The 23,730-nt window shown below is 72.6% G+C and carries 14 protein-coding genes and 2 pseudogenes; 4 read left to right on the top strand and 12 right to left on the bottom strand.

Going from position 1 to position 23,730, the window contains the following annotated elements:
• Nucleotides 1-41: 41 nt before the first annotated feature.
• On the top strand, nucleotides 42-6,047 hold the full coding sequence (locus AN215_RS03850) for a WD40 domain-containing protein (RefSeq protein ID WP_070010369.1): 6,006 nt from the start codon (nucleotides 42-44) through the stop codon (nucleotides 6,045-6,047).
• A 49-nt stretch (nucleotides 6,048-6,096) separates the two neighbouring features.
• On the opposite strand, the pseudogene AN215_RS03845 reads toward AN215_RS03850, so the two are convergent.
• A pseudogene (locus AN215_RS03845) lies at nucleotides 6,097-6,510 on the bottom strand (helix-turn-helix transcriptional regulator); the annotation flags it as partial.
• On the opposite strand from AN215_RS03845, the pseudogene AN215_RS30205 reads away from it, so the two are divergent.
• Nucleotides 6,505-6,686 (top strand): annotated as a pseudogene (locus AN215_RS30205) (MFS transporter); the annotation flags it as partial. The pseudogenes AN215_RS03845 and AN215_RS30205 overlap by 6 nt on opposite strands.
• Before the next feature lie 95 nt (nucleotides 6,687-6,781).
• On the opposite strand, the gene AN215_RS03835 reads toward AN215_RS30205, so the two are convergent.
• The 7 genes from AN215_RS03835 to ggt all read right to left on the bottom strand — a co-directional run bounded on the left by AN215_RS03835 (nucleotide 6,782) and on the right by ggt (nucleotide 16,834).
• Nucleotides 6,782-8,350, bottom strand: coding sequence for an NCS1 family nucleobase:cation symporter-1 (locus AN215_RS03835; protein ID WP_070010212.1), 1,569 nt, complete (start codon nucleotides 8,348-8,350; stop codon nucleotides 6,782-6,784).
• Nucleotides 8,351-8,443: 93 nt separating this feature from the next.
• Nucleotides 8,444-9,445 (bottom strand): TIGR03842 family LLM class F420-dependent oxidoreductase, encoded by a 1,002-nt coding sequence (locus tag AN215_RS03830; RefSeq protein ID WP_070010213.1) that lies wholly within the window; start codon nucleotides 9,443-9,445, stop codon nucleotides 8,444-8,446.
• A gap of 42 nt (nucleotides 9,446-9,487) precedes the next feature.
• Nucleotides 9,488-10,894, bottom strand: coding sequence for a dihydropyrimidinase (hydA, locus tag AN215_RS03825; RefSeq protein WP_070010214.1), 1,407 nt, complete (start codon nucleotides 10,892-10,894; stop codon nucleotides 9,488-9,490).
• Complete coding sequence (locus tag AN215_RS03820; RefSeq protein WP_070010215.1) at nucleotides 10,891-12,234, bottom strand: aspartate aminotransferase family protein; 1,344 nt, start codon at nucleotides 12,232-12,234, stop codon at nucleotides 10,891-10,893. The genes hydA and AN215_RS03820 overlap by 4 nt, the downstream gene beginning before the upstream one ends.
• Nucleotides 12,234-13,076, bottom strand: a complete 843-nt coding sequence (locus tag AN215_RS03815; RefSeq protein ID WP_070010216.1) for a nitrilase-related carbon-nitrogen hydrolase — start codon at nucleotides 13,074-13,076, stop codon at nucleotides 12,234-12,236. The genes AN215_RS03820 and AN215_RS03815 overlap by 1 nt, the downstream gene beginning before the upstream one ends.
• 228 nt (nucleotides 13,077-13,304) lie before the next feature.
• Entirely contained in the window at nucleotides 13,305-14,843 is a 1,539-nt protein-coding gene (locus tag AN215_RS03810; protein ID WP_070010370.1) for a hypothetical protein, read from the bottom strand.
• A 161-nt stretch (nucleotides 14,844-15,004) separates the two neighbouring features.
• Complete coding sequence (gene ggt, locus AN215_RS03805; protein WP_070010217.1) at nucleotides 15,005-16,834, bottom strand: gamma-glutamyltransferase; 1,830 nt, start codon at nucleotides 16,832-16,834, stop codon at nucleotides 15,005-15,007.
• Nucleotides 16,835-16,961: 127 nt separating this feature from the next.
• Between ggt and AN215_RS03800 the strand changes: the two genes are divergently transcribed.
• Nucleotides 16,962-17,741 (top strand): hypothetical protein, encoded by a 780-nt coding sequence (locus AN215_RS03800; RefSeq protein WP_070010218.1) that lies wholly within the window; start codon nucleotides 16,962-16,964, stop codon nucleotides 17,739-17,741.
• 103 nt (nucleotides 17,742-17,844) lie between these two features.
• Here AN215_RS03800 and AN215_RS03795 read toward each other — a convergent pair whose 3' ends face one another.
• Entirely contained in the window at nucleotides 17,845-18,285 is a 441-nt protein-coding gene (locus AN215_RS03795; RefSeq protein ID WP_070010219.1) for a DUF6278 family protein, read from the bottom strand.
• A gap of 227 nt (nucleotides 18,286-18,512) precedes the next feature.
• Between AN215_RS03795 and AN215_RS03790 the strand changes: the two genes are divergently transcribed.
• On the top strand, nucleotides 18,513-20,291 hold the full coding sequence (locus tag AN215_RS03790) for an SGNH/GDSL hydrolase family protein (protein WP_070010371.1): 1,779 nt from the start codon (nucleotides 18,513-18,515) through the stop codon (nucleotides 20,289-20,291).
• 99 nt (nucleotides 20,292-20,390) lie between these two features.
• On the opposite strand, the gene AN215_RS03785 is transcribed toward AN215_RS03790, so the two are convergent.
• From AN215_RS03785 to pcaDC, 3 genes are all read right to left on the bottom strand, one after another.
• The gene (locus tag AN215_RS03785; protein ID WP_070010220.1) at nucleotides 20,391-21,170 is read right to left on the bottom strand and encodes an exodeoxyribonuclease III; all 780 of its coding nucleotides are present in this window, start codon (nucleotides 21,168-21,170) and stop codon (nucleotides 20,391-20,393) included.
• A gap of 10 nt (nucleotides 21,171-21,180) precedes the next feature.
• Complete coding sequence (locus AN215_RS03780) at nucleotides 21,181-21,819, bottom strand: MBL fold metallo-hydrolase (protein ID WP_070010221.1); 639 nt, start codon at nucleotides 21,817-21,819, stop codon at nucleotides 21,181-21,183.
• A 604-nt stretch (nucleotides 21,820-22,423) separates the two neighbouring features.
• Complete coding sequence (gene pcaDC / locus AN215_RS03775; protein WP_070010222.1) at nucleotides 22,424-23,671, bottom strand: bifunctional 3-oxoadipate enol-lactonase/4-carboxymuconolactone decarboxylase PcaDC; 1,248 nt, start codon at nucleotides 23,669-23,671, stop codon at nucleotides 22,424-22,426.
• Between the last annotated feature and the right edge of the window lie 59 nt (nucleotides 23,672-23,730).

The raw sequence follows: 23,730 nt of genomic DNA, 5'->3' as shown, positions 1-23,730 counted from the left end.
CCGAGATGCCCGAACTGCCCCGCGGCTCCTACGATGCTGCCATGACGGACAACGGGGAACTGGTGGGGCAGACACGGGACTTGGACTTCTTCATCAGCTATTCCCCGGCGGACGAGCAGTGGGCGTCGTGGATCGCCTGGACGCTGGAGGAGGCCGGGTACCGGACGGTCATCCAGGCGTGGGACTTCGTGCCCGGGACGAACTTCATCGACTTCATGGACCGCGGAGTCAGCGAGTCCGTCGCCGTCATCGCCGTCCTCTCCAGCCACTACGGGCGTTCCACGTACGGGCGCATGGAGTGGCAGGCCGCGCTGCGCGCCGAGCCCGAGGCGCCGGAGCGCAAGCTGCTGACCGTACGGGTGGAGGACGTCCCCATCGAAGGGCTCCTCGCCACGATCACGTACGTGGACCTCGTGGGCGTCACGGACACGGAGACGGCCCGCGGCATGCTGCTCACGCGCGTCGGGCAGGCCGTCGCGGGCCATGCCCGTCCGGGGCTGCGGCCCGGCTATCCGGGCGGTGTCAGGGGCCTGGAGGTTCCCGCGCCGCGCGCTCCCGCCGACCCGGAGGGCCTCGCAGCTCCGGAAGGGCCTGCCGGCCCCTGGGTTCCGGCAGGTCCCTCGGTTCCGGCAGGTCCCCTCGATCCGGCGGACCGGCCCGACGGCCAACCGGCGGGCGGACAGCGCCCGTTGGGCCGTACGGGCTGGTCCGGGCGGCGGCGCCCCGCCAGAGCGCCGCAGTATCCGGCGGCACCGGGCGGTGCCACGACGCCGCAGGACACCCTGTCCGTCCTCCATGTGGCAGGCCCCGGCTTCGGCCGCGGGCGTGAACCCGAGGCGCTGCTGCGGGAGATGTGGAGCGACCTGGTCGAACTGAAGGACGCCGGGGCCCCTGACCCCGACCTCCTCGTCGTCTCCGGCGACCTCACCGCGTCCGGAAGTCCCCGCGAATGCGACCAGGCCCTGGGCTTCCTCACGGGGCTCCGCTCCCAACTTGACCTGCCGCCGCAGCGGATGGTCGTCGTGCCGGGCACCCAGGACGTCAACCAGGCCGCCTGCCTGGGCTACTTCCACACCTGCGAGGCCGACGAGGTGCCGCCGCAGCCGCCGTACTGGCCCAAGTGGCGCCATTACACGCGGCTGTTCCGCGGCCTGTACCACGGCATGGACACCGTCTTCGAGAGCGACCAGCCCTGGACGCTCTTCCCCGTGCCCGAACTCCACACCGTCGTCGCCGGGTTCAACTCCTCCATCGCCTTCAGCCACCGCGCCGACGACCAGTACGGCTTCCTCGGCCGCGACCAGGCCACCTGGTTCTCCGAGGCACTGCGCACGTACGAGGACGAGGGCTGGCTGCGCATCGGTGTGCTGCGGCACCCCCTCACCGAGGGACGGCAGCGGCCCGGTGACGCGCCCGGCGGTCCCGGACCGCTGCGCGACGCCGCCACCTTCGCGCGGCTGACCGCGCGCCGGCTCCACTTCGTGCTGCACGGGCCCACGGGCGGCCCGCGTACCACCTCCTCCGAACCGTCGCATGCGCAACTGACCACCCCTGCAGGCGAGTTGCCGCTCTTCGGCTCGGCGGCCCCGGCCCGCTGCGAGCTGCTGCGGGTCGGCGCCGGCGGCGTGACGCGCTGGACGGACGAGGCCGGCGCCGAGCCCGCGGACTTTCCCGCCGAATGGCGCGCGGCCCGGCGGATCTTCGCCGTGCCCGACCAGCCGGCCGCGTCCCTGCCCGTCGCCCCCGCGCCGGACGGGCGGGACGACCGTCCGCTCGACGAGCCCGCCGACTCCCTCACCGAACGCGTACGCGAGGTGTGCCGGGCCCGGCGCGAAGGCGTACGGCTGCGCGACGTCCCCCGCCGCGACCCGCGGGACATGCCGCAGATCATGGCGACGTGGCACGAGGAAGGAGTGGTGCGCCAGCAGCGCATCGCCCTGCACCCCGGCACGCCGACGGACGAGGAGACGGACCGCTTCATCGCGCAGGCCCACGCCACCGACACCGGCTCGGAGGCGGAGATCGTCCACCAGGGGCCGGCGCCGGAGCGGCCGCTGCGGGAGCGCGCGAGCCGCCGCGGCATCCGCGTCCGCAGCTTCCTGGAGTTCCAGGGGCTGCTCGACCTGCGCGCGTACGTGGACGCCCAGACGGCGAGGCTCGCCGCCGACGACCGCTACCCGCCGGGCCTGTACCTGCCCGGCCGCTACCGCGACGCGGAACGCCCCGACGGCGAGGAGCGCGACGGCCTCGTCGAGAACATGCTCGAACTGCTTGCCGCGGACCACGGCCGCTTCGTACTGCTGCTCGGCGACTTCGGGCACGGGAAGACCTTCGCCCTGCGGGAACTGGCCCGCCGCATCCCCGAACAGCTGCCTCATCTCACGCCGTTGCTGATCCCGCTCAACACCCTCGACCGCGCGCACAGCCTCGAAGGTCTCGTAGCGGCGCACCTGGCCGGTCACGGCGTCGACACCATCGATCTGCGGGCGCTGCGCTACATGCTGGGGCAGGGCCGTGTGGTGCTGCTCTTCGACGGCTTCGACGAGCTGGTCAACCGCGTCAGTTACGACAGGGCGGCCGACCACCTCCAGGTCCTCCTCGACGCCTCCGTCGACAACGCCAAGATCGTGGTCAGCAGCCGCACCCAGCACTTCAAGTCGCAGGCGCAGATCCTCACGGCGCTGGGCGAACGCGTCGGGATGCTCCCGCGGCGGCGCGTGCTGTCCCTCGAAGGCTTCGTACCGGCCCAGATCCGCTCGTACCTCCTCAACCGCTACGGCGACGAGGACGTGGCCGACCGGCGCTTCCGGCTGCTGCAGAACATCCCCGACCTGCTGGAGCTGTGCGCCAACCCGCGCCTCCTCAGCTTCGTGGCGGACCTCGCACCGGAACAACTGCGCGCCGTGGCCGGGGCGGGCCGCGCACTGAGCCCCGCGGGTCTGTACGAGGACGTCTTCTCGGCCTGGCTCGCCTTCGAGGAGCGGCGCGGCCAGGGCGGTCCGGGCGCCGCCCCCGGCCTGAGCGTGGACCATCTGTGGGCCGCGGTCACCGCGCTCGCCCAGCGGCTGTGGGAGAGCGGCCGCAGCGCGCTGCGCCTGGACGAGCTGACCGAGACCGTCGCGGAGACCCTCAGCGGTCTGGCGGACGGCGGCTCGATGTCCACCCATGAAAGCGCGCAGGCCGTCGGCGCGGGCAGTCTTCTGGTACGTACGGAGGACGGCCTCTTCCACTTCATCCACGGCTCCGTGGTCGAGTGGCTCGTCGCCCGGGAGGCGGCGGCCCGGCTGGCCCGCGGCGACGACACGCTGCTCGCGGCACGCACCCTCACCCAGCTCGCCGTGGAGTTCTTCTGCGACCTGGCGGACCACGAGCTGTGCACCGCCTGGGTCCAGGACGTGCTCAACTCCCCCGGCCCGCGTACGAGCGAGGCGGCGCGTGCCAACGCGGTGCGGGTCGTCGACCGGCTCCGGGTGCCCGCCGACGCGGATCTGCGCGGCGCGCGCCTCGTCGGCGAGGACCTCTCGGCACGCGACTTCTCCGGGGTCGACCTCACCGGTGCCGACCTCACCGACGCCCGGCTGCTGGGCACCAACCTCTCCGGTTCCGTGCTGCGTGACGCCCGCCTCGTCGGGGCCCGCCTCGACCAGGCCGACCTCAGCGGGGCGGACCTCGGGGGCGCGGACCTGCGCAGGGCGCGGCTGACCAGGACCGACCTGCGCGGCGCCCGGCTGACGGGCAGCAGGTGGAACCGGGCGGCGCTCATCGACCCCGTCACGGACGGGGAGTTCGACTCCGCGCCGGAGCCGGCCACGGCCGCCGTCGCACCCGGGATGCCGGTGGAGGCGGGGCTGCGCCCGTCGGCCGTCGGCGTCCCCTACGGCTTCGACATGCGTACGAGCCGGCTGCCCGAGCCCGTCTCCTACAGCCCCGAGGGCGAACTCCTCGCCGTGGGTAGCGAGGACGGCGGCGTGCTGGTGTGCGCGGCGGACACCGGACGGGCGGTACGGACGCTGCACGGACACGAAGGCCGGGTCTACGCGGTCAAGTTCCGGGCGGGCGTGCTCGCGACGGGCGCGGCCGACGGCGAAGTGCGGCTGTGGGACCCGGTGTCCGGCCGCTGCCTGCACCGGCTCGAAGTCCACCCCGGCGGTGTGTGGCCCGTCTCCCTCGACGCCGAGGGGCGGCTGCTGGCGACGGGCGACGCCGAAGGGCTGGTGACGCTCTGGGACGTGGAGAGGGGCGCGCCCCTGCACCGGCTGCCGGGTCACGCCGCCCCCGTCTACACGGCAGTCTTCAGCCCCGACGGCGGCACCCTCGTCACCGGCGACGCGGGCGCCGTCCTGCGGATCTGGGACACCCGCACGGGCCGGTGCACCGCCGAGCTGCACGACCACCAAGGGGCCCTCTACCGCGCCCGGTTCAGCCCTGACGGGAGTCTGCTGGCCACCGGCGACCGCGGCGCGGACGGCCACGGAACCGTACGCGTCTGGGACATGACGGCGGCCGCCGGGGAATCCCCGGAAGAGGGCGGCGGCCCCGGGCTGCTGCACGAGTTCACCGGCCACTCCGGACCCGTCTACACCCTCGACTTCCACCCCTCGGGCGATCTGCTCGTCAGCGGGGACACCGACGGCAGGGTGCGGCTGTGGGACCCGCGCGCCGGCGTCACGAGCGGAACGCTGGAGCGCTGCACCGGCGCCGTCTACCAGGTGCTGTTCGGGGACGAGGGCAGGCTGCTGGCCGCCTGCGACAGCGACGGCACCGTACGGATGTGGCGGGTGGCGGCGGCTCCGGCCCCCGGCACGGGCGCACGCCCGGTGACTCTCGTGCCGCAACAGCCCCTGGAGCACCGCGGTTCGGCATGGGCCTGCGCGTTCCGCCCGCAGGACAGGCAGCTCCTCACCGTCGGCAACGACGGCGGCGCGCAGATCTGGGACGCCGCTACGGGCCAGGGCAAGCGAATCCTGCGCGGCCACGGACGCCGCGTCACCGCGCTCAGCTTCAGCAGTGACGGCGCTCGCCTCGCGTCAGGCGGCAGCGACGGACTCGTTCGGCTGTGGGACGCCCGCACGGGACGCCGTACGGCCGAACTCTCCGGCCGCGGCGACCGGTTGGTCTCCGCGGTCTTCAGCCCGGCCGGTCCCCTGCTGGGCACCGCGAGCAACGACGGCGACGTCTACCTGTGGAACGCGGACACCGGCGAGTATCTGCGTGAGATCGACGTCGAGACGGACCACACCTGGGCCGAGGCCTTCAGCTCCGACGGCGACCTGCTCGCCACCGCCAACGACGACGACACCGTACGGCTCTGGTGGCGCAGCACCGGCTCGCACGTCACGACGCTGACGCTGCACCGTGGCCGGGTGCGCTCCATCGCCTTCCGCGAGGACGGCCGGCTCCTCGCCACCGGCTGCGACGACAGCCGGGTAAGGCTGTGGGAGCCCTCGACCGGCCGTCTCGTGGCCGACCTCGAAGGCCATGCCGACCGCGTGTACGCGGTCACCTTCTGCCGAGGCGACAGCGCGGTGCTGAGCGCCTCCTGGGACGGCACGGCCGTCGTGTGGGAGGACGGCGAGGCGCGGCATGTGCTGCGTGGCCACCGCGGCCGCCTGTGGACCGCGGCGGCACACCCCCGGCGCCCGCTGCTGGCGACCGCGGGCGACGACCGGGCGATCTGCCTGTGGGACGCGGACAGCGGGGAGCAGACGGCACGGCTCACCGGCCACACCGGCCGCATCCACACGCTCGCCTTCAGCCCGGACGGCGGGGCGCTGGCGAGCGGCGGCGAGGACGGCACGGTGCGCCTGTGGAACATCCCCGACGGGACCGGCCCGTCCGGCACAGCCGCGGCGGACCTCGGGCCGCGGGCCACGCTGATCGGCGTGCCCGGCGGGTGGGCGGCGCTGACACCGGGCGGCGGGTACAAGTACGAGGGCGATGTGGCAGGCGAGTTCTGGCACGTCGTCGGCATGGCCCGCTTCGCCCCGGGCGAGCTCGACCCGTACCTTCCCGGCGTCCACCGCCTGTCCCTCGACGCGGAGTTGTGACCGGCGTCCGAGGCCGCTCAGGGGCGCGGGCCCGGGCGGTTCGCCGCGCTCAGCCGGACTGCGGCCCGGCCTTGTGGCTGCCCGGGGTGTGACCGAAGGCGCGGCGGAAGACGTCGATGAAGGCGCTGGCGGAGGACCAGCCGCAGCGGTGGGCGACGGTTGTCACCGGCACGTCGTCGGCCAGCAGGCACAGTGCGTGGTAGAGGCGCAGCCGGGTCCGCCACCGCGGGAACGTCATGCCCAGTTCGCGGTGGAAGAGCCGGATGAGGGTGCGCTCGCCGGCTCCCGCAGCGCTCGCCAGTTCGGCCAGGCTCCGCGGGTCCGCGGGGTCGCGGTGCAGGAGGTCGCACACGGCCGCGAGGCGGGGGTCGGCCGGGGCCGGCAGCCGTACGGGGTCCCGCGGTGAGACGCGGAGGCAGTCGAGGAGCACCGCGAGCATGCGCCGCCGCTCGGGGGTGTCGTCGTCGTGCAGTGGTCCTACGCCCTGACCGTCCTCGCCGTCGCCGGCGTGGTCTTCGTACCGGGCCCGCTGCTCTACGTCTTCGTCGCCCTCACTTCGGCCGGCCTGTACGTGCCTTCTCCCTGCACATCACCCTCGGCCAGGACTATCTGCCGCAGCGCGTCGGGACCGCCGCCGGCGCCGGGCCCCGGCCCTGAGCCCGGCGACCAGCGGCCGGCGACCGGCGACCGGCGACCGGCGGCCGGCGGCCGGCGGCCGGCGGCCGGCGGCAGCGTCACCGGACGGTGCCCGGTGCCTTCGGCGGCGCCGCCTTCATCAGCAGGACGTACAGCAGCAGCGAACTGGTGACCCCGATCGCCCAGCCGTAGTCCGCGAGCGGCTGCAGGAAGGGGATCAGGCCGTCCGCCGGGTAAGGGCCCTTGCCTTTGGCGGAGTACGAGCCGCCCACCGCGAGCAGGCCGCCCACCGTGAACGCCGCCACGGCACGCCAGTTCCAGCCGGAGCTGTACCAGTAGGCGCCGCCCACCCGGTAGAGCTCGGCGAGCTGGAGGCGGGTGCGGCGCACGATCCAGTAGTCGGCGATGAGGATGCCGGCGACGGTGCCGAGCAGGCCGCCGACCGTGCCGAGCCAGGTGTAGATGTACAGCTCGGGCGTCTCCGTCAGCTTCCACGGCATGATCACCACACCGATGACGCCCGTGATGAGCGCGCCGGTGCGGAAGTTGATGAACCTGGGCGCGAGGTTCGCCAGGTCGTACGCGGGTGAGACGACGTTCGCGGCCAGGTTCACGGAGATCGTGGCGATGAGCACCGTCACCAGGGCGAAGAGCAGCCCGAAGACGTTGTCGGTCTTGCCCGCGAGCTCCACCGGGTCCCAGACGGAGGCCCCGTAGACGGCCTGCGAGCCGGAGGTGACGAACACCGACAGCAGGGCGAAGAGGGTCATCGTCGTGGGCAGGCCGAGGGACTGGCCCCACACCTGCGCCCGCTGCCCCGCGCCGAAGCGGGTGAAGTCGGGGATGTTGAGCGACAGCGTCGACCAGAAGGCGATCATGCCCATGAGCGCTGGGAAGAACACCGGCCAGAACTCGGGGCCCCAGCCCAGCTTGGAAGGCTCGTCCAGCAGCGGCCCGAAGCCGCCGGCCTTGAACGCGATCCATGCCAGCAGCACGAAGGCGCCGACGAGGACGAACGGGGCCGCCCAGTTCTCGAACCGGCGAAGCGTCTCCATCCCCCGGTAGATGATGGCGAGTTCGAGCGCCCAGAACAGCACGAAACACAGCCACAGCGTCCACGGCTCCCCGCCGATCTTCGCGGCCTCGGTCCATCCGCCGAAGATCTTGCCGAGCAGCACGAAGATGCCCTGGCCGCCGATCCACGTCTGGATGCCGAACCAGCAGCAGGCCACGGCCGCCCGGATCATCGCCGGGAGGTTCGCGCCGCGCAGACCGAAGGAGGCCCGCGCGAAGACGGGGAAGGGAATGCCGTACTTGGGCCCCGCGTGGCCCGTGAGAAGCATGGGAAGCAGCACGATCACGTTGGCCAGGGCGATGGTGAAGACGGCCTGCTTCCAGTCCATGCCGAAGGCTATGAGCCCCGAAGCGAGCATCCAGGACGGGATGTTGTGCGCCATGCCGATCCAGATGGCGGCGAAGTTGTAGGTGGTCCAGTGCCGTTTGACCATGGGCACCGGATGCAGGTCCGAGTTGGCGAACCGGCTGCCTTCGGGTATCGCGCCCTCGGCGAGCTCCACCCGGCCGTCGGGGTACGTGACTTCTTCAGCGGTGCCGGTGCCGGGCACGTCCTGCGGGCCCTGCGCGGCGGTCGGAGCGGTCCCGGTCATGGCACACCTCTTCGGCTCGGTGCGGATTCTCAGTTGTCGGGGACGGACACACGGGCGGCGGCCGGTGGTGCGCCGGCGGCCGCCGCCCGGTGCTCAGTTGTTCAGCGCGGGGATGATGTCGCGTCCGTATGCGTCGATGAGGGACTCCGTGGCGTCGTGCATGGCGTAGACGGCGAACTGGTCGACACCCAGGTCCCGCAGCGTGCGCAGCTTCTCGATGTGCGCCTCGGCGGGGCCCAGCAGGCAGAAGCGGTCGACGACCTCGTCGGGGACGAACTCGGTGTCGGGATTGCCCGCACGGCCGTGGTGCGCGTAGTCGTATCCCTGGCGGGCCTTGATGTAGCTGGTCAGCGCGGTGGGTACGAGGTCGGAGTCCTCGCCGTAGCGGGTGACGAGGTCGGCGACGTGGTTGCCGACCATGCCGCCGAACCAGCGGCACTGCTCCCGCGCGTGCTGGATGTCGTCGCCGACGTAGGCGGGTGCGGCGACGCAGACCGTGACGTCGTCCGGGTCGCGGCCGGCCTGCGCCGCGGCGACGCGCACAGCCTTCACCATCGACTCCGTCAGATACGGGTCGGCGAGCTGGAGGATGAAGCCGTCCGCCTCACGGCCCGCCATGGCCAGCGCCTTCGGCCCGTACGCCGCCATCCACACCGGCAGCTTCCCGTCACGCACCCACGGGAACTTCAGCGGCGTACCGTCGACGACCGCCTCGCGCCCCTCCGCCAGGTCCCGGATGGCGGACATGGCGTCGCTCACCCGCGCGAGGGTGTTGGGTCTGCGCCCCGCCACGCGCATCGCCGAGTCGCCCCTGCCGAGGCCGCACACGGTCCGGTTGCCGTACATCTCGTTGAGCGTCGCGAAGGTGGAGGCGGTGACCTCCCAGGCGCGGGTGCCGGGGTTGGTGACCATGGGGCCGACGATCAGCCGCTCGGTGTTCTCCAGCACGCGGCTGTGGATGACGAACGGCTCCTGCCACAGCACCGCCGAGTCGAACGTCCAGCCGTACCGGAAACCCTGCCGCTCGGCACGCTGCATGAGGCCGACCGTGCGGGACCCGGGCGGGTCGGTCTGCAGTACGAGTCCGAAGTCCATGCCCTGTCCGTCCTTTCTGTTCAGACACAGCAACCGCTGGTCTCAGTCGAGGAGTTGGCACAGACCGCGGGGCGTGTACTGCCCGTGCCCGGCCCGTCCTGTGTAGGTGCGCCTGTCGATGACGGTCTCGCCGCGCGAGAGCACCGTCTCGACCTGTCCGGTGATCTGCTTCCCCTCGTACGCCGAGTAGTCGACGTTCATGTGGTGTGTCTCGACGGAGAGGGTCTGCCGCGCCTCCGGGTCGTAGACGACGATGTCGGCGTCCGAACCGGGCTGCAGCGTCCCCTTCTTGGGGTAGAGCCCGAACATGCGGGCCGGGGTGGCGCAGGCCAGCTCGATCCAGCGGCGGCGTGAGATGTGCCCGTCGAGCACGGCCTGGTGCAGCAGGTCCATGCGGTGCTCGACGCCCGGCATGCCGTTGGGGATCTTCGAGAAGTCCCCGCGGCCCAGCTCCTTCTGGCCGACGAAGCAGAACGGGCAGTGGTCGGTGGATACCACCTGGAGGTCGTCGGTGCGCAGCCCCCGCCACAGTGCGGCCTGGTGCTCGCGGGGACGCAGCGGCGTGGAGCAGACGTACTTGGCGCCGCCGAAGTCCGGCTCGGCGAGATTGTCGGTCGAGAGGAACAGGTACTGCGGGCAGGTCTCCCCGAACACCGGCAGACCCTTGTCCCGTGCCGTGGCCAGCTCGGCCACGGCCTCCTCCGCCGAGACGTGCACGACGTACAGCGGCGAACCGGCCACCCGTGCCAGCTGGATGGCGCGGTGCGTGGCCTCCGCCTCCAGCAGCGCCTTGCGCACCTCGCCGTGGTAGCGGGGGTCGGTGCGGCCGGCGGCCAGGGCCTGTTCGACGAGGACGTCGATGGCGATGCCGTTCTCCGCGTGCATCATGGTCAGCCCGCCGTTGGCGGCGGTGCGCTGCATGGCGCGCAGGATCTGCCCGTCGTCGCTGTAGAAGACGCCGGGGTAGGCCATGAACATCTTGAAGGAGGTGATGCCCTCCTCCACCAGCATGTCCATCTCCTTCAGCGTCCCCTGGTTCACGTCCGAGAGGATCATGTGGAAGGCGTAGTCGACGGAGCACTTGGCGTCGGCCTTGGCGTGCCAGCGGTCCAGTCCCTCGCGCAGGGCGTGGCCCTTCTGCTGCACGGCGAAATCGACGATGGTGGTCGTCCCGCCCCACGCGGCGGCCCTGGTGCCGGTCTCGAAGTCGTCGGAGGAGAAGGTGCCTCCGAAGGGGAAGTCCATGTGGGTGTGGCCGTCGACTCCGCCCGGGATGACGTACTTGCCCGTGGCGTCGATGGTCCGCTCGGCGTTCCAGCCTTCGGCCACGCTGCTGCCGGTGGCGGCGGTGGCGACGATCCGTCCGTCCTCGACGAGTACGTCCGCGTGTGTCTCGTCGGCCGCGGTGATGACGAGTCCGCCGCGAACGACCGTACGTGAGTGCGTCATTGCGTGCTCTCCCCTCCGAGCTCTGTGTCAACCGTGCGCAGGGCGTGCTCCAGGATCTCGGCGCCTTCCTCCGCCTCCGCGACGGTGAGGCTCAGCGGCGGCGCGATGCGCAGCACGCTGCTGGTCGCGTGGCCGCCGCCCTTGCCGACGAGCAGGCCCCCCTCGCGTGCCGCCTCCAGCACCAGCGAAGCCGCCCGCGGTGACGGGGTGTCCGTGTGCGGCTCGACCATCTCCACGCCCGCCATCAGGCCGCGGCCGCGCACCTCCCGTACGACGCCGAGGCCGGCGGAGGCCGCCCGGAGCCGCTCCAGCAGCAGGCCGCCGACGCGGCGCGCGTTGCCCTGAAGGTCGTGTTCCAGCAGGTAGTTGAGGTTGGCGTTGCCGGCGGCCATGGTGACTGGGCTGCCGCCGAAGGTGGAGATGGAGTTGGCCGGCAGGCAGTTCATGACCTCGGCGCCCGCGACGACACCGCCGATGGACATGCCGTTGCCGATGCCCTTGGCGAAGGTGAGCATGTCGGGCGGCCCTGCCCGGTCGTGGGCCTGCCAGCCCCAGAAGTGCTCGCCGGTGCGGCCCCAGCCCGTCTGCACCTCGTCGCTGATCCACAGGATGCCGTGCTCGCGCAGGACTTCGCGGAAGGCGGCGAGCAGACCGTCGGGCGGCGAGGTGAACCCGCCGACACCCTGCACGGGTTCGGCGATCAGGGCTGCGACGTCGCCGCCGGTCTGACCCAGCATGTCCTCCAGGTCCGCGGTGCACGCCTCGATGAACTCGGCGTCGCCCAGGGCGGCGTAGGGCCCGCGGGTACGGACGCCGCCGTGCACGTAGAGCGTCTGCAGCGGCGAGAGGCTCGTGGGCGACCAGGAGCGGTTGCCAGTGATGCCGATCGCCGAGAAGGAACGGCCGTGGTAGCTGTTGCGCAGGGCCAGGATCTGGTTGGAGCGGCGGTACGTCGTGGCCAGCAGCAGCGCCGTGTCGTTCGCCTCGGTGCCGGAGGTGGTGAAGAAGACGCGGGCGTCGGGGATGCCGGACAGCGCGGCGATGCGCTCGGCCAGCTCCACCATGGGACGGTCGAGATAGAGGCTGGAGGTGTGCAGGATGCGCCCGGCCTGCTCGCTGACGGCCTTGGTGACCTCGGGCAGGGCGTGCGCGGTCATGGTGGTGAGGATGCCGCCGAAGAAGTCGAGGTAGCGGTTGCCCTCGCCGTCCCAGACGTGCCTGCCCTCGCCATGGGTGATCTCCATCGGCTCGCCGTAGTAGAGCGCGAGCCAGTCGGGCATGACGGCGCGGTGGCGCTGGAGCAGCGCGGCGGCCGAACCCGCGGTGTGCTGGGTGCTCATCAGGGACGCACCAGCCCCTCGTACGCGTCGGGACGGCGGTCCCGGTAGAAGGCCCACTGCTGACGCACCTCGTCGATCACGTCGAAGTCGAGGTCGCGCACCACCAGTTCCTCTTCCTTGTCGCTGGCGACGTCGCCGACGAACTGGCCGCGGGGGTCGACGAAGTAACTCGTCCCGTAGAAGTCGTTGCTGCCGTACTCCTCGGTGCCGACGCGGTTGATGGCGGCGACGAAGTACTCGTTGGCGACGGCCGCGGCGGGCTGCTCCAGCTGCCACAGGTGGCTGGAGAGACCGCGGGAGGTGGCGGAGGGGTTGTAGACGAGCTGGGCGCCCTCCAGGCCCAGGGCACGCCAGCCCTCGGGGAAGTGGCGGTCGTAGCAGATGTACACGCCGACCCGGCCGACGGCGGTGTCGAAGACGGGCCAGCCGAGATTGCCCGGCTTGAAGTAGAACTTCTCCCAGAAGCCCGGCAGTTGAGGCAGATGGTGCTTGCGGTAGCTGCCCAGCACCGTGCCGTCGGCGTCGATGACGGCGGCGGTGTTGTAGTAGAAGCCGGGCTGTTCGACCTCGAAGACGGGGACGACGATGACCATCCCCGTCTCGCGCGCCAGCTCCTGCATGCGCCGCACCGTCGGCCCGTCCGGCACGGGTTCGGCCCACTTGTAGTGCTCGGCGTCCTGCACCTGGCAGAAGTACGGGGCGTTGAAGACCTCTTGGAAGCCGATGACGCGGGCTCCCTGCCGGGCTGCCTCGCGCGCGTGCTGCACATGCTTCTCGATCATCGACTCGGTGTCGCCTGTCCAGGTCGCCTGTACGAGGGCGGCGCGCACAACATCGGGCATGAGCAGCTCCTTTGCCGGGAGGTCAAGGCCATTCGACACGCGTAGATCCACGTGAGAATGTGACCGTAGGTCGGGTCTCGCACGGTGGCAAGGGCATCTGCGCCACGTCGCCCGAACGATCTCCTTCCCGCGGGCCGCCACGGGGCGCGGCACAGCGGCCCCGCGCACACCGCTCACCAGGCAGGACGAGTGGTGACCGCGCCGCGGCCCCGGGATCTCCCCGCGCCGTCACGGCGCCTTGGGCACGCCGGGAACTCCCCGGGCACGCAGCTCGTCCGCGACCCTGCGGCACTGCTCCTCGGACAGCGCGAGAGCCGCCTCCAGAAGCAGCCGGACCAGCACGGCCGGGCCGGCACCCGCGACCTGCGCGGCACCCTCGGGCGTACGGGCGCGTACCACCGCCGTCAGCAGCTCCCTGGCCTCCTGGTCCCGGCCGGCACGGTGCAGCGCGAAGGCGGTCTCGGCGATCTGCCGCGGCGGACGGGACACGCCCTGGCGGAGCATCCTCGCGCAGTCCTCGGCCCTGCCCGCTGCGGACAGCGCGCCGGCCGCCGCGGCGAAGGCCCCGGCGGGCAGCGCCGCCGCCTCCCACAGCAGGATTCCCGCGTCCGGGTTCGGACCGCGCCGCTGCAACTCCCCGACCAGTACGGCGAATCGGGGCGGCGGCCAGCGAGCGGCCTCGCACAGCAGGGCGTGTGCCTCTCCCCCCGCTCCTGCGCGCCGCAGCCGCGCCAGCCTCGCCGCGGCGTCGGCGGCGGCCTCCCGGTCCTCGGCGGTCTCCCTTCCGGCGTGCGGGTCTCCGGGTGCCTCGGAGGGCTGGACCGCTCCTGCGAACCGGGCGCCGCGCGGGGTGAGTTCGGCGCCGGGCTCCACGTCCTGGGCTGCACGGCCCGTGCCTTCGCCGACGCCTGCCACGTCACCGCGGGGAGCGAGGTCGGGCGAGGGGGCGCCGGGCGGCACGATCGCGGCCGGTTCCGCGGACTCGGCCTCGCCGGCGGGGGCGCCCGCGAACCGCGAACCGCCCGTGCGCGCCCGTCTCCTGGGCGGGGCCGGCGCGGGGCTGTGCTGGTCGCGGACCGCTGACGGGCCCTCGTCCGCGCCGTGCTCCGGGGGCGCGGTCCGCCCGGCCGCCGGGAGAAGTCCAGGCGGCGGGCCCTGTCCGCCGGGCGGCCCCTGTCCGGGCGGATCGGCGGCCCGTCCGGGCTGCGCCGTCCGGCCCGCGGCTTCGGCCGCCGGGCGCCGCTCGACCGCTTCGGCCTCCTGGGCCGCCAGCCGTGCACGCAGTTCGGCGCGCCGTGCCTCGGCGCGCCGCAGTCGGTCCCGAGCCCAGGCCCGCTCCGCGCCGGCCCCGCCGTCACCGCCGGCGCCTCCCTCCGCGCCGAGCGCACGCAGACCCGCCACCGCCTCGTCCAACTCCCCCGTCACGGCGGCGAGTCGGTCACGCAGCACGGGTGCGCCGCCCGCGTACGCGTCGTACGCGGCGACGGCCGCGCCGTGCAGGGTACGCAGCCGCTCCTCCGCCCCGCGCGCCGCACCGGGACCCTGCAGCCGTCCCAGGTCCTCCAGCAGCGAGGCCACCACGTCCCACGGCGGCATCTCCCGTCCCGACAGGCACTCCCGCAGCCCGTCCGGATCATGCTCGGCGAAGACGGCGTACCACCCGGCCGCCGGGTCCAGCCGCCGGGCCAGTGCGAGGAGTTCGGCGGCGTACGCACGCACCGCGCCATGAGGTTGCCCGACGGTCGCCGGAGCCGGTACGTCTGCCATGCCCCGCATTGCACACCCGCCGTGTTACGACGGGTGTTTCCGGAAGGCTACGGGCGGTTTTCGTCCCGCTCCCGGCGGCCGTCGGGCCTGTCGTTCCCCTTCTCGTCCTCCTGGACTTCGCACACCCCCAGGGACGTGCCCCAAAGGCGTGCCCCAGGGCCCTACTTCTTCGAGGGACGCACCACCATCGCGGAGCCGCCGCCGCGCCGCTCCTTCTCGGCCGCCGCGAGCCAGCGCCCGTCCGGCAGCGGCTGCACGGCGGTTGCCGCACCCAGCTCCTCGATCTCGGTGAAGGAGTGGCCGAGCTTCTCCAGTTCCGGCCTGACGCCGCTGTCGTACAGCTTCGGCTCGATCTCGGTCTTCGCCGCGTTGCGCTGGCTTGCGCGCGGTGCGTTGAGCGCCTTGTCGAGCCGCATGCCGCGGTCCACGTGGTTGATCATGCTCTGGAGCACGGTGGTGATGATCGTGGCGCCGCCGGGCGAGCCCAGCGCGAAGGCGGGCTTCCCGTCGTCGAGCACGATCGTCGGCGACATCGACGAGCGCGGACGCTTGCCCGGACCCGGCAGGTTCGGGTCGTGCACGTCCGGGTCGGCCGCCTCGAAGGAGAAGTCCGTCAGCTCGTTGTTGAGCAGGAAGCCCCGCCCGGGGACGGTGATGCCGCTGCCGCCGGTCTGCTCGATCGTCAGGGTGTAGGCGACGACGTTGCCCCACTTGTCGGCGGTCGTCAGGTGCGTGGTGCTCTCACCTTCGTACGTCGTGGGCGCGGCCTTGTCACCGGAGCCGCAGTCCGCCGGGTCACGCGGATCGCCCGGCGCCACCGGGCTCTTGAGCACCTCGTCGTCCTTGATGAGGCAGGCTCGCGAGTCGGCGAAGCGCTGCGAGAGCAGCTCCTTCGTCGGCACGTCCTCCGCCGCGGGGTCGCCGACCCACCGGCCGCGGTCGGCGAACGCGACCCGGCTCGCCTCGATGTAGCGGTGCAGCAGCTGCTTCTTGCTGAGCTCGCCCAGGTCGCCGCGTTCCAGGATGTTCAGCGCCTCGCCCACGGTCGTGCCGCCGGAGGACGAGGGTGCCATGCCGAAGACGTCGAGACCGCGGTAGCGGGTGTGCGAGGGCGCCTGCTTCTTGATCTTGTACGCCTTCAGGTCCTCGCGCGTCAGATCGCCGTTGCGCACCTTCTCGCCGCCGTCCGGGTCCACCGGGGGCTTGCGTACCGTCTCCACGATGTCGTCGGCGATCGCACCGTCGTAGAGCGGGCCGGTGCCCTCGCGGGCCATCGTGTCGTACGTACGGGCGAGGTCCGGGTTGCGCATGGTGCTGCCCGTCTCCGGCAGCTTGCCGCCCGGCATGAACAGGTCGACCGTGTCGGGGAACTTGCGGAAGCGCTCCTCGTTGTCGGCGGTCTGCCGGCGGAAGGTCTTGTCGACCTTGAAGCCGTCGCGGGCGAGCTTCTCCGCGGGGGCGAGGACCTTGCCCAGCGGCTTGGTGCCCCACTTGCCCAGCGCCTTCTCCCAGGTGGCGGGCGTGCCGGGAGTGCCGACGCTCAGGCCGCTGGTGACGACCTCGTCGAACGGCAGCGCCTTGCCGTCCTCCTGGAAGAGTTTCTCGTCGGCGCTCTTCGGGGCGGTCTCGCGTCCGTCGAGGGTGCGGATCTTCCCGCTGGCCGCGTCGTAGGAGACGAAGTAGCCGCCTCCGCCGACGCCTGCCGAGTACGGCTCGGTGACGCCGAGCGCGGCCGCGGTGGCCACGGCGGCGTCGACGGCGTTGCCGCCCTGCTTGAGCACCTTGATGCCGGCTGCGGACGCGTCGGCGTCCACGCTCGAGACGGCGCCGCCGTGACCGACCGCGACCGGCTTCTTCGACGGCTCGCGGTCCGCGTCCTGGCCGCTTCCGGTGAACGCTGGCGCGGCGGCCACACCCAGCGTCGCCACCGCGGCGGTGGCGGTGAGCACGGCGAGCAGTCTGGCGGAACGGCGGTTGGTCATTCGCCGCATGGAAACCTCCTGACGAGACGGGTCAGCGAAGACTAGCCCGCCGCCGCGGGCACGTCAGCACCGGTGCTGCACCGATCCCGCGGACTCCGGTACACCCCCTTCGCCTGCGGATGTACGCTGCCGCACCATGACGGAGAACCTGCCTTGGCTCGTGCTGGGTGTGCCGGCGGTGGCCCTGGCCGTCGCCCTGGGCTGGTTCGCGCGCACGTTTGTGTGGCAGCGCGGACTGAGCCGGAAGCAGCGGTTCTTCGGCCTGCCGGAGCACTCCGAGTGTCTGCTGGTCGTCAACCGCGACGCGGCGACCGCGGAGTGGTCCGTCGCCCGCAACGACGTCTTCGCGCTGCTGGAGCTGTCGGCGGTCGTCAAGGAGTGCGGCGCGAACGGGGACGTCATATCCCATGACATGGCACAGCAGAGCTTCGGCGAGCGCACCGAGTTCTGCATCGGCGGTCCCGTCTCGAACCGCCGCATGGCGGCGCATCTGCAGTCGCTGCTGCCCGGCGTCCACATCGACACCGAGACCGGGAACAGCCCCGACCGGGGCGCCTTCACCATCGGCGGCGAACGGCATCTGCTGGAGTCCGGGGTACGGGAGCACGTGCTGCTCGCCCGTCTGACGGCGGGGCAGAGCGACGGCGCACGTCCCGTCTTCCTCTTCTGCGGCCAGCGTTCCGTCACGAACCAGGCCGCGGCCCGCTATCTGGCCCGGCACCACGGACGGCTGATGCGCAAGTACGGCACGAACGGAAACTTCTGCGTGCTGCTCCGGGTCGTCAACTCCCAGGCGTACGGGGCGGACGTCGTCGAGCTCGTCGCCGACGTCACCCGTGCCGCGACCGCGCCGCCGGCGTCCAAGGCGGACCCGGACGGCGGCGGACGACGCGGCAACCACCGCGCGAAGAGCTGATCCGCCGCGGGTGCCGGACCGGACGGGCCGTCCGGTCGGCGACGGGCCCGTCGAATTCCCCGGACCCGCCTGCTTCGAAGGTCCCGGCCCGGCGGATGCGTCCTCAACCCTCGGAGAACTCCGCGTAGCGCTGCGACAGCTCCGGGGTCCCGGTCTCCGCCCACGACGTCCCTTCCTCCAGCACGTCCAGCTCCCGGCCCGACTCCAGCCGCACCACCGGCTGGCCGTCGGGCCGCAGCCGCCACGCGGCGCCCGGCACCGTACGCACGAGGACCGTGCCCAGGTACAGGCCCGCGTCGCTGCCGAGCCAGGGAGCGACCTCCGGGTCCTCGCGCCAGCGCGGCAGGAGCTGGTCGAGCGCGGACAACGACTCGGCGGAGTCGTCGAGTTCGACCCCCGCGTCCTCGGCCTGGTTCCGCAGCAGTTCGCATTCCGAGAGGAGCTGGGCGGCGCCCTCGGGGTCGCTGGACACCGCGTCCGCGAGCGACGCGCTCTGCGCCTCCTCGTGCCTCTTACGCCAGTTGTCCAGGAAGGGGATGTTCATACGGGTCAGGGTGGCATCCCCACATGGGCCCGCACCACAGGCACGCTGTGCATCGGGCAGGGGTGCGGAAAAAACGGTCAGTGTCCCGACCGGACACCTTGACGCCGCTTTGCCGTCTCTCTACCTTCACCGGGCCTCGTTCGAATCGGGGTGCGAGGAGCGGGTGTTGGTGCCGGACGAGAGAGAGGACAGTCGGCGTGCGCGGACGTCTGTGGAACGTTCCCCTCATGATCCTCCTGACCGCCGCGGGGACCCCCGCGGTCGCCGTCGCGGAGAGCCGCACAGCGACGGACACCACCGAGCCGCTCCCCTTGGAGCGGCTCTTCGACAACCGGGCGGTGAGCGACGACGCACGCCCCGGTGAGGCCGACTTCGACGGGGCGGGCAACTCCCTGTCCGCACAGGACCTGCGCGCCGCCGGCTGGAATCCCGGCCGGCTTCTCGGACTCGACTCCGCCTCGCTGCGCTGGCCGCACACCCGGCCCGGCAGGCCCGACAACGTGACCGCCGACGGACAGCAGGTGCGGCTGAGCGGAACGGGCAACGCCATCTCGCTGCTGGTGGCGGGCACATCGCGCGGCGCCCCCGGCACGGACGTCACCGGGACCGGAACCGTCCGCTACTGGGACGGCTCCACGTCCGCCTATTCGCTCTCCGCGCCCGACTGGCGCGGCGGCCCCCTCGCCACGAAGGCCGTGGCGCTGCCGAAGGTCAACACCCGCTCCGGCGGCCCCCTCACCGAGAAGGCCAAGCTGTACGCGGTGACGGTGCCGGTGCACGAGGACCGCCGCATCCGCTCCATCACGCTGCCCCGTGACCCGGGCTCCACGAGCGATCTGCACGTCTTCGCCGCGTCCGTCCGGCGCGAGGAGTCCTCCTGGACGGGAAGCTGGACGACGAGCACCGCCGGCTACACCACCGTCGGCCCCTGGGAGAACCAGACCCTCCGGCTCGTCGTGCACACCTCCGCCGGCGGTTCCCGTACGCGGATCAAGCTGGCGAACACCTTCGCCTCCGGCCCCGTCGAGATCGGCCACGCGTCGGTCGTCGTACAGCGCGAGGGCGCGACAGGGCGGGGCCGGCCGGTGCGGCTGCAGTTCGGGGGACGTGACGGCGTGGTGATGCCCGCGGGCACGAGCGCCGTCAGCGACCCCGTCGGCTTCCAGGTGCCCTCCGGCACCAATCTGCTGGTGAGCCTCCACCTGCCGGACCCGGTCGCGGCCGCCCCGGTGCACAGCGCGACCAGCCAGCGCAGCTACGTCAGCGGGAAGGGCAGCGGCGACCGGACAGGAGACACGGAAGGCAGCGCGTTCACCGGCTCGTTGGAGGTCTGGCCCTTCCTCACGGCCGTCGACGTGCGGGGCGGCCCGGGCTCCGTCGTCGCGTTCGGCGACTCCATCACCGACGGTGTGCGCTCCACGCCCGGCGCCAACCGCCGCTGGCCGGACGTGCTGTCGCGGCGGCTGCGCGCACAGCAGGAAGTGCCGCGTTACGGGGTGCTCAACCAGGGCATCTCCGCGAACCGCGTCGTCTCCGACCGCTATCCCGGCGACGGGATCAGCGACGACACGGGCGGCGTCAGCGCCGTGCACCGGCTCGAACGCGACGTGCTGGCGCAGACGAACGCACACACCGTCGTCGTCTTCGAGGGCATCAACGACGTGCGGTGGGGCGCGACGCCCGAGGAGGTCATCGCGGGCCTGAAGGAGATCGCGCGGCGGGCCCACGAACGCGGACTGCGGGTCGTAGGCGCCACCCTGACGCCCTGTGAGGGCTACAAGGACTGCTTCCCCGAAGTGGACGCCAAGCGCAGCGCCGTCAACGCCTTCGTACGCGACAGCAAGGGCACGTTCGACGCGGTGCTCGACTTCGACGCCGTCGTACGGGACCCGGCACGCCCCCAGCGGATGCTGCCCGCCTACGACAGCGGGGACCATCTGCACCCGGGCGACGCGGGGTTGAAGGCGATGGCGGACTCGGTGGAGCTGAAGAAGCTGGTGCCGTAGGCGGGGTGCAGTGGGCGGGGTGCCGGGGGCTGGGCGCCGCCCCGCCCGGGCCCGGAGCGGGGTGCAGGAGCGGCGGTCGGCCGCCCGGACCCCGCCGAGTCAGACCTCGAGGTCGACGACGACCGGGGCGTGGTCGGAGGCTCCCTTGCCCTTCCGCGCCTCGCGGTCGACGTAGGCGTCCTTGACGGCCGCCGCGAAGGGGGCGTTCCCGTAGACCAGGTCGATGCGCATGCCCCTGTTCTTGGGGAAGCACAACTGCCGGTAGTCCCAGTACGTGTATGGGTGGTCGTACTTCAGGGGGCGCGGCATCACGTCCGTCAGACCCTCCTCGCGCAGCGCCTTCAGGGCGGCGCGCTCCGGCTCGGTGACGTGCGTGGAGCCCTCGAACTCTGCCCGGTCGTAGACGTCCTCGTCAGCCGGGGCGATGTTGTAGTCGCCCAGTATCGCGAAGGGGAGGTCGCCGGAGACCTCGTGCCGTGCGGTGAGGCGGAGCGCCTCCAGCCACCGCAGCTTGTAGTCGTAGTGCGGGTGGCCGACCTCGCGGCCGTTGGGCACGTACACCGACCACACGCGCACGCCGCCACAGGTGGCGGCAGCCGCCCGGGACTCCTGGCCGCCCTCGTACGCCGGGCCCTCGGTCAGGCCGAGGACGGTGTCGGCGAGGCCGACGCGGGAGAGCACGGCGACCCCGTTCCACCGGCCGTCGCCGTTGACCAGCGACTCGTAACCCAGCGCCTCGACTTCGGCGGCGGGGAACGCCTCGGCGGAGCACTTCAGCTCCTGGAGGCAGACCACATCCGGGCCGGCGGACTCCAGCCACTCCAGCAGCCGCGGCAGTCGGGCCCCGACGGAATTCACGTTCCAGGTCGCGATACGCATGCGGTGAAATCTACCGCGCCACACCGACACTCTCGCCGGGGGCCAGACGGCCGTGCTCCACCCCTCCGAGGTCGCCGATCATCCGGTCGTAGATCGGCCGTGCCTGGTCCGCCAGGAGCCCGTCGTGCACGTCGAGGGCGCGGCGCGGCGCGACCTCCCGTACGTAGTCGATGACCTCGGAGACCTTGCTCCACGGTGCGTGCACCGGGAGCAGCAGCGTGTCGACGTCCCGGCCCGGCACGGTCAGCGCGTCGCCGGGGTGGAAGACCGAACCGTCCACGACATAGCCGCAGTTGGCGATCCGCGGGATGTCCGGGTGGATGACGGCGTGCAGCTGGCCGTGGACCTCGACCTCGAATCCGGCGGCGTCGAAGGTGTCGCCCTCGCCGACGGTGTGCACGCGGCCGGGGAAGGTGGTGGAGATCTTCTCGGCGACGCTGCGCGGCGTCCAGATCTGCGCGCCCGGGTTGGCCTCCATGGCCGCGCGCAGCCTGCCCTCGTCGAAGTGGTCCGGGTGCTCGTGCGTGACCAGGATCGCATCGGCTCCGACTGCCGCGTCGCCCTCGCTGAAGCCTCCGGGGTCGATGACGAGCGTGCGCCCGTCCTGCTCGATCCGTACGCAGGCGTGGCCCTTCTTGATCAGCTTCATGGCCCCATTGTGCCTGTCGCCTGCGGCGCCCCGGCCGACCTCGGGGCGCGACCGCCCGAGGCTCCCCCTCGTCTCTCGGCCGGGCCAGGCGGCCCTTCCGGCAGCCGACCACGCCGCGGGACCCGCGCATCGGGTGTTCGCGGTTCTCCCGTGCCGCCCCGGGCCCCGGCCCGTACCGAAGTCCCGGCGATGCACGCCCGCCGACGACCGCGACCGGCGACGCCACGCCCACCACGGCAGGCAGCCGGCCACGCTGCCGGGCCCTCCTGCGCGGTGGCCGCTCGCCACGGCGGCAGCCGTCCGTGCCCCGGCTGCGACCGAGGGGCCCCCAGCTGGCCGACGAGGGTCGGCCGGACCGCACGGGGCCCGGCGGGTGAAGGCGACCGCAGGCGCGGCACGCCGCAGGCGACAGACCCGGTCTCGCATGACCGACTTCGCGGCAGCGGCGGCGCATGGACATGCCCGCGACGCGGACGGCCGCGGCGGCAGAACGGGCCAGCGGTGAGGCGGCCGCCGGCCACGTCGAGGGGCGCCCGCTGCGAACTGCGTTCGCGGCCGCACCCACACACGCGAGCCGGCGCGGTCGTGGCTGCCCCGGGAGGGGCTACTCCGTGGGCGTGGTCTCCTCGCGGATGACGTTCTGGGCCACGGCGAACGCCGAGTTCGCCGCGGGCACGCCCGCGTAGACCGCGGTCTGCAGGAGGACTTCCTTGATCTCCTCCGGCGTGAGCCCGTTCCGCAGGGCCGCGCGGATGTGGAAGGTCAGCTCGTCGAAGTGGCCGCGGGAGACGAGCGCGGTGAGGGTGATCACGCTGCGGGTACGCCGGTCGAGGCCGGGCCTAGTCCAGATCTCGCCCCAGGCGTAGCGGGTGGCGAAGTCCTGGAAGTCCTGGGTGAAGTGGTCCGCGTTCTCCTGCGCACGGTCCACGTGCGCGTCGCCGAGGACTTCGCGGCGCACCTTCATCCCGGCGTCGTAGGTGTCGCCGCGGCCGGCCGCGGCATCGGCGGACTCCAGTTCGGCTATGGCGCCGGTGGGTCTGGCCGGTGCGGGCGTGATCACCGGTGCGGGCGCGGGCGGGCCCGCGGGCGACTCCTGCCAGCTCGTGGTGAAGTGCCTGATGATCAACTCGGTGACGGCGCCCGGCTGTTCGACGGGCGTCAGGTGCGACGCCCCGGGCACTATGGCGAGCCTCGCGTCCGGTATCCCGGCGACGAGGGCACGGGCGTCGGAGGGCGGCGTCGCCTCGTCCTCGGCGCCCGCGACGACGAGCGTGGGCACTCCGATGCCGCCCAGGTCGCTGCGTACGTCGAAGGCGGCCAGCACCTCGCATGCCGCGATGTAGCAGCCCGGGTCGGTGGTGCGGACCATCTGCACGGCCCATTCCACGATCGCCGGCTGCGCCTCGATGAAGCCTTCGGTGAACCACCGCTCCGGGGTGGAGCGGGCGATGGGGTCGAGTCCGTTCGTACGGACGACGACACCCCGCTGCCGCCAGGCGTCGGCGGTGCCGAAGCGGGGCGAGCTGGAGATGAGCGCGAGGGAGGAGAGCCGGTCGCGGGCCAGCATGCCGAGCTGTATGCCGACGGCGCCGCCCACGGAGCAGCCGGCGTAGCCGAAGCGCTGCACTCCGAGGGAGTCGAGGGTGGCGAGGACGCGCTCGGCGAGCGACGTCGCCGAGTCGGCGGGGTGCGCGGGGGCTCCGCCGTGACCTGGCAGGTCGAAGCGGAGAACGCGCCAGTTGCGGGTCAGCTCCGGTATCTGCCGGTCCCACATGTGCCAGGTGGTACCGAGGGCCGGACCGAGCACGAGCACGGGGGCGTCGTCGGGGCCGTCGAGGCGGTGTTGCAACATCCGGTCACTCTGCTTCTCGCTCACGCGGCCACGCTACCCAGCCCCTGCCGGGGTGCGGG

It is taken from the genome of Streptomyces abyssalis, assembly GCF_001751365.1.
Taxonomy (GTDB): domain Bacteria; phylum Actinomycetota; class Actinomycetes; order Streptomycetales; family Streptomycetaceae; genus Streptomyces; species Streptomyces abyssalis.
Note: the sequence above shows the minus strand (reverse complement) of the source record. Positions and strands in the feature narration are given on the sequence as shown.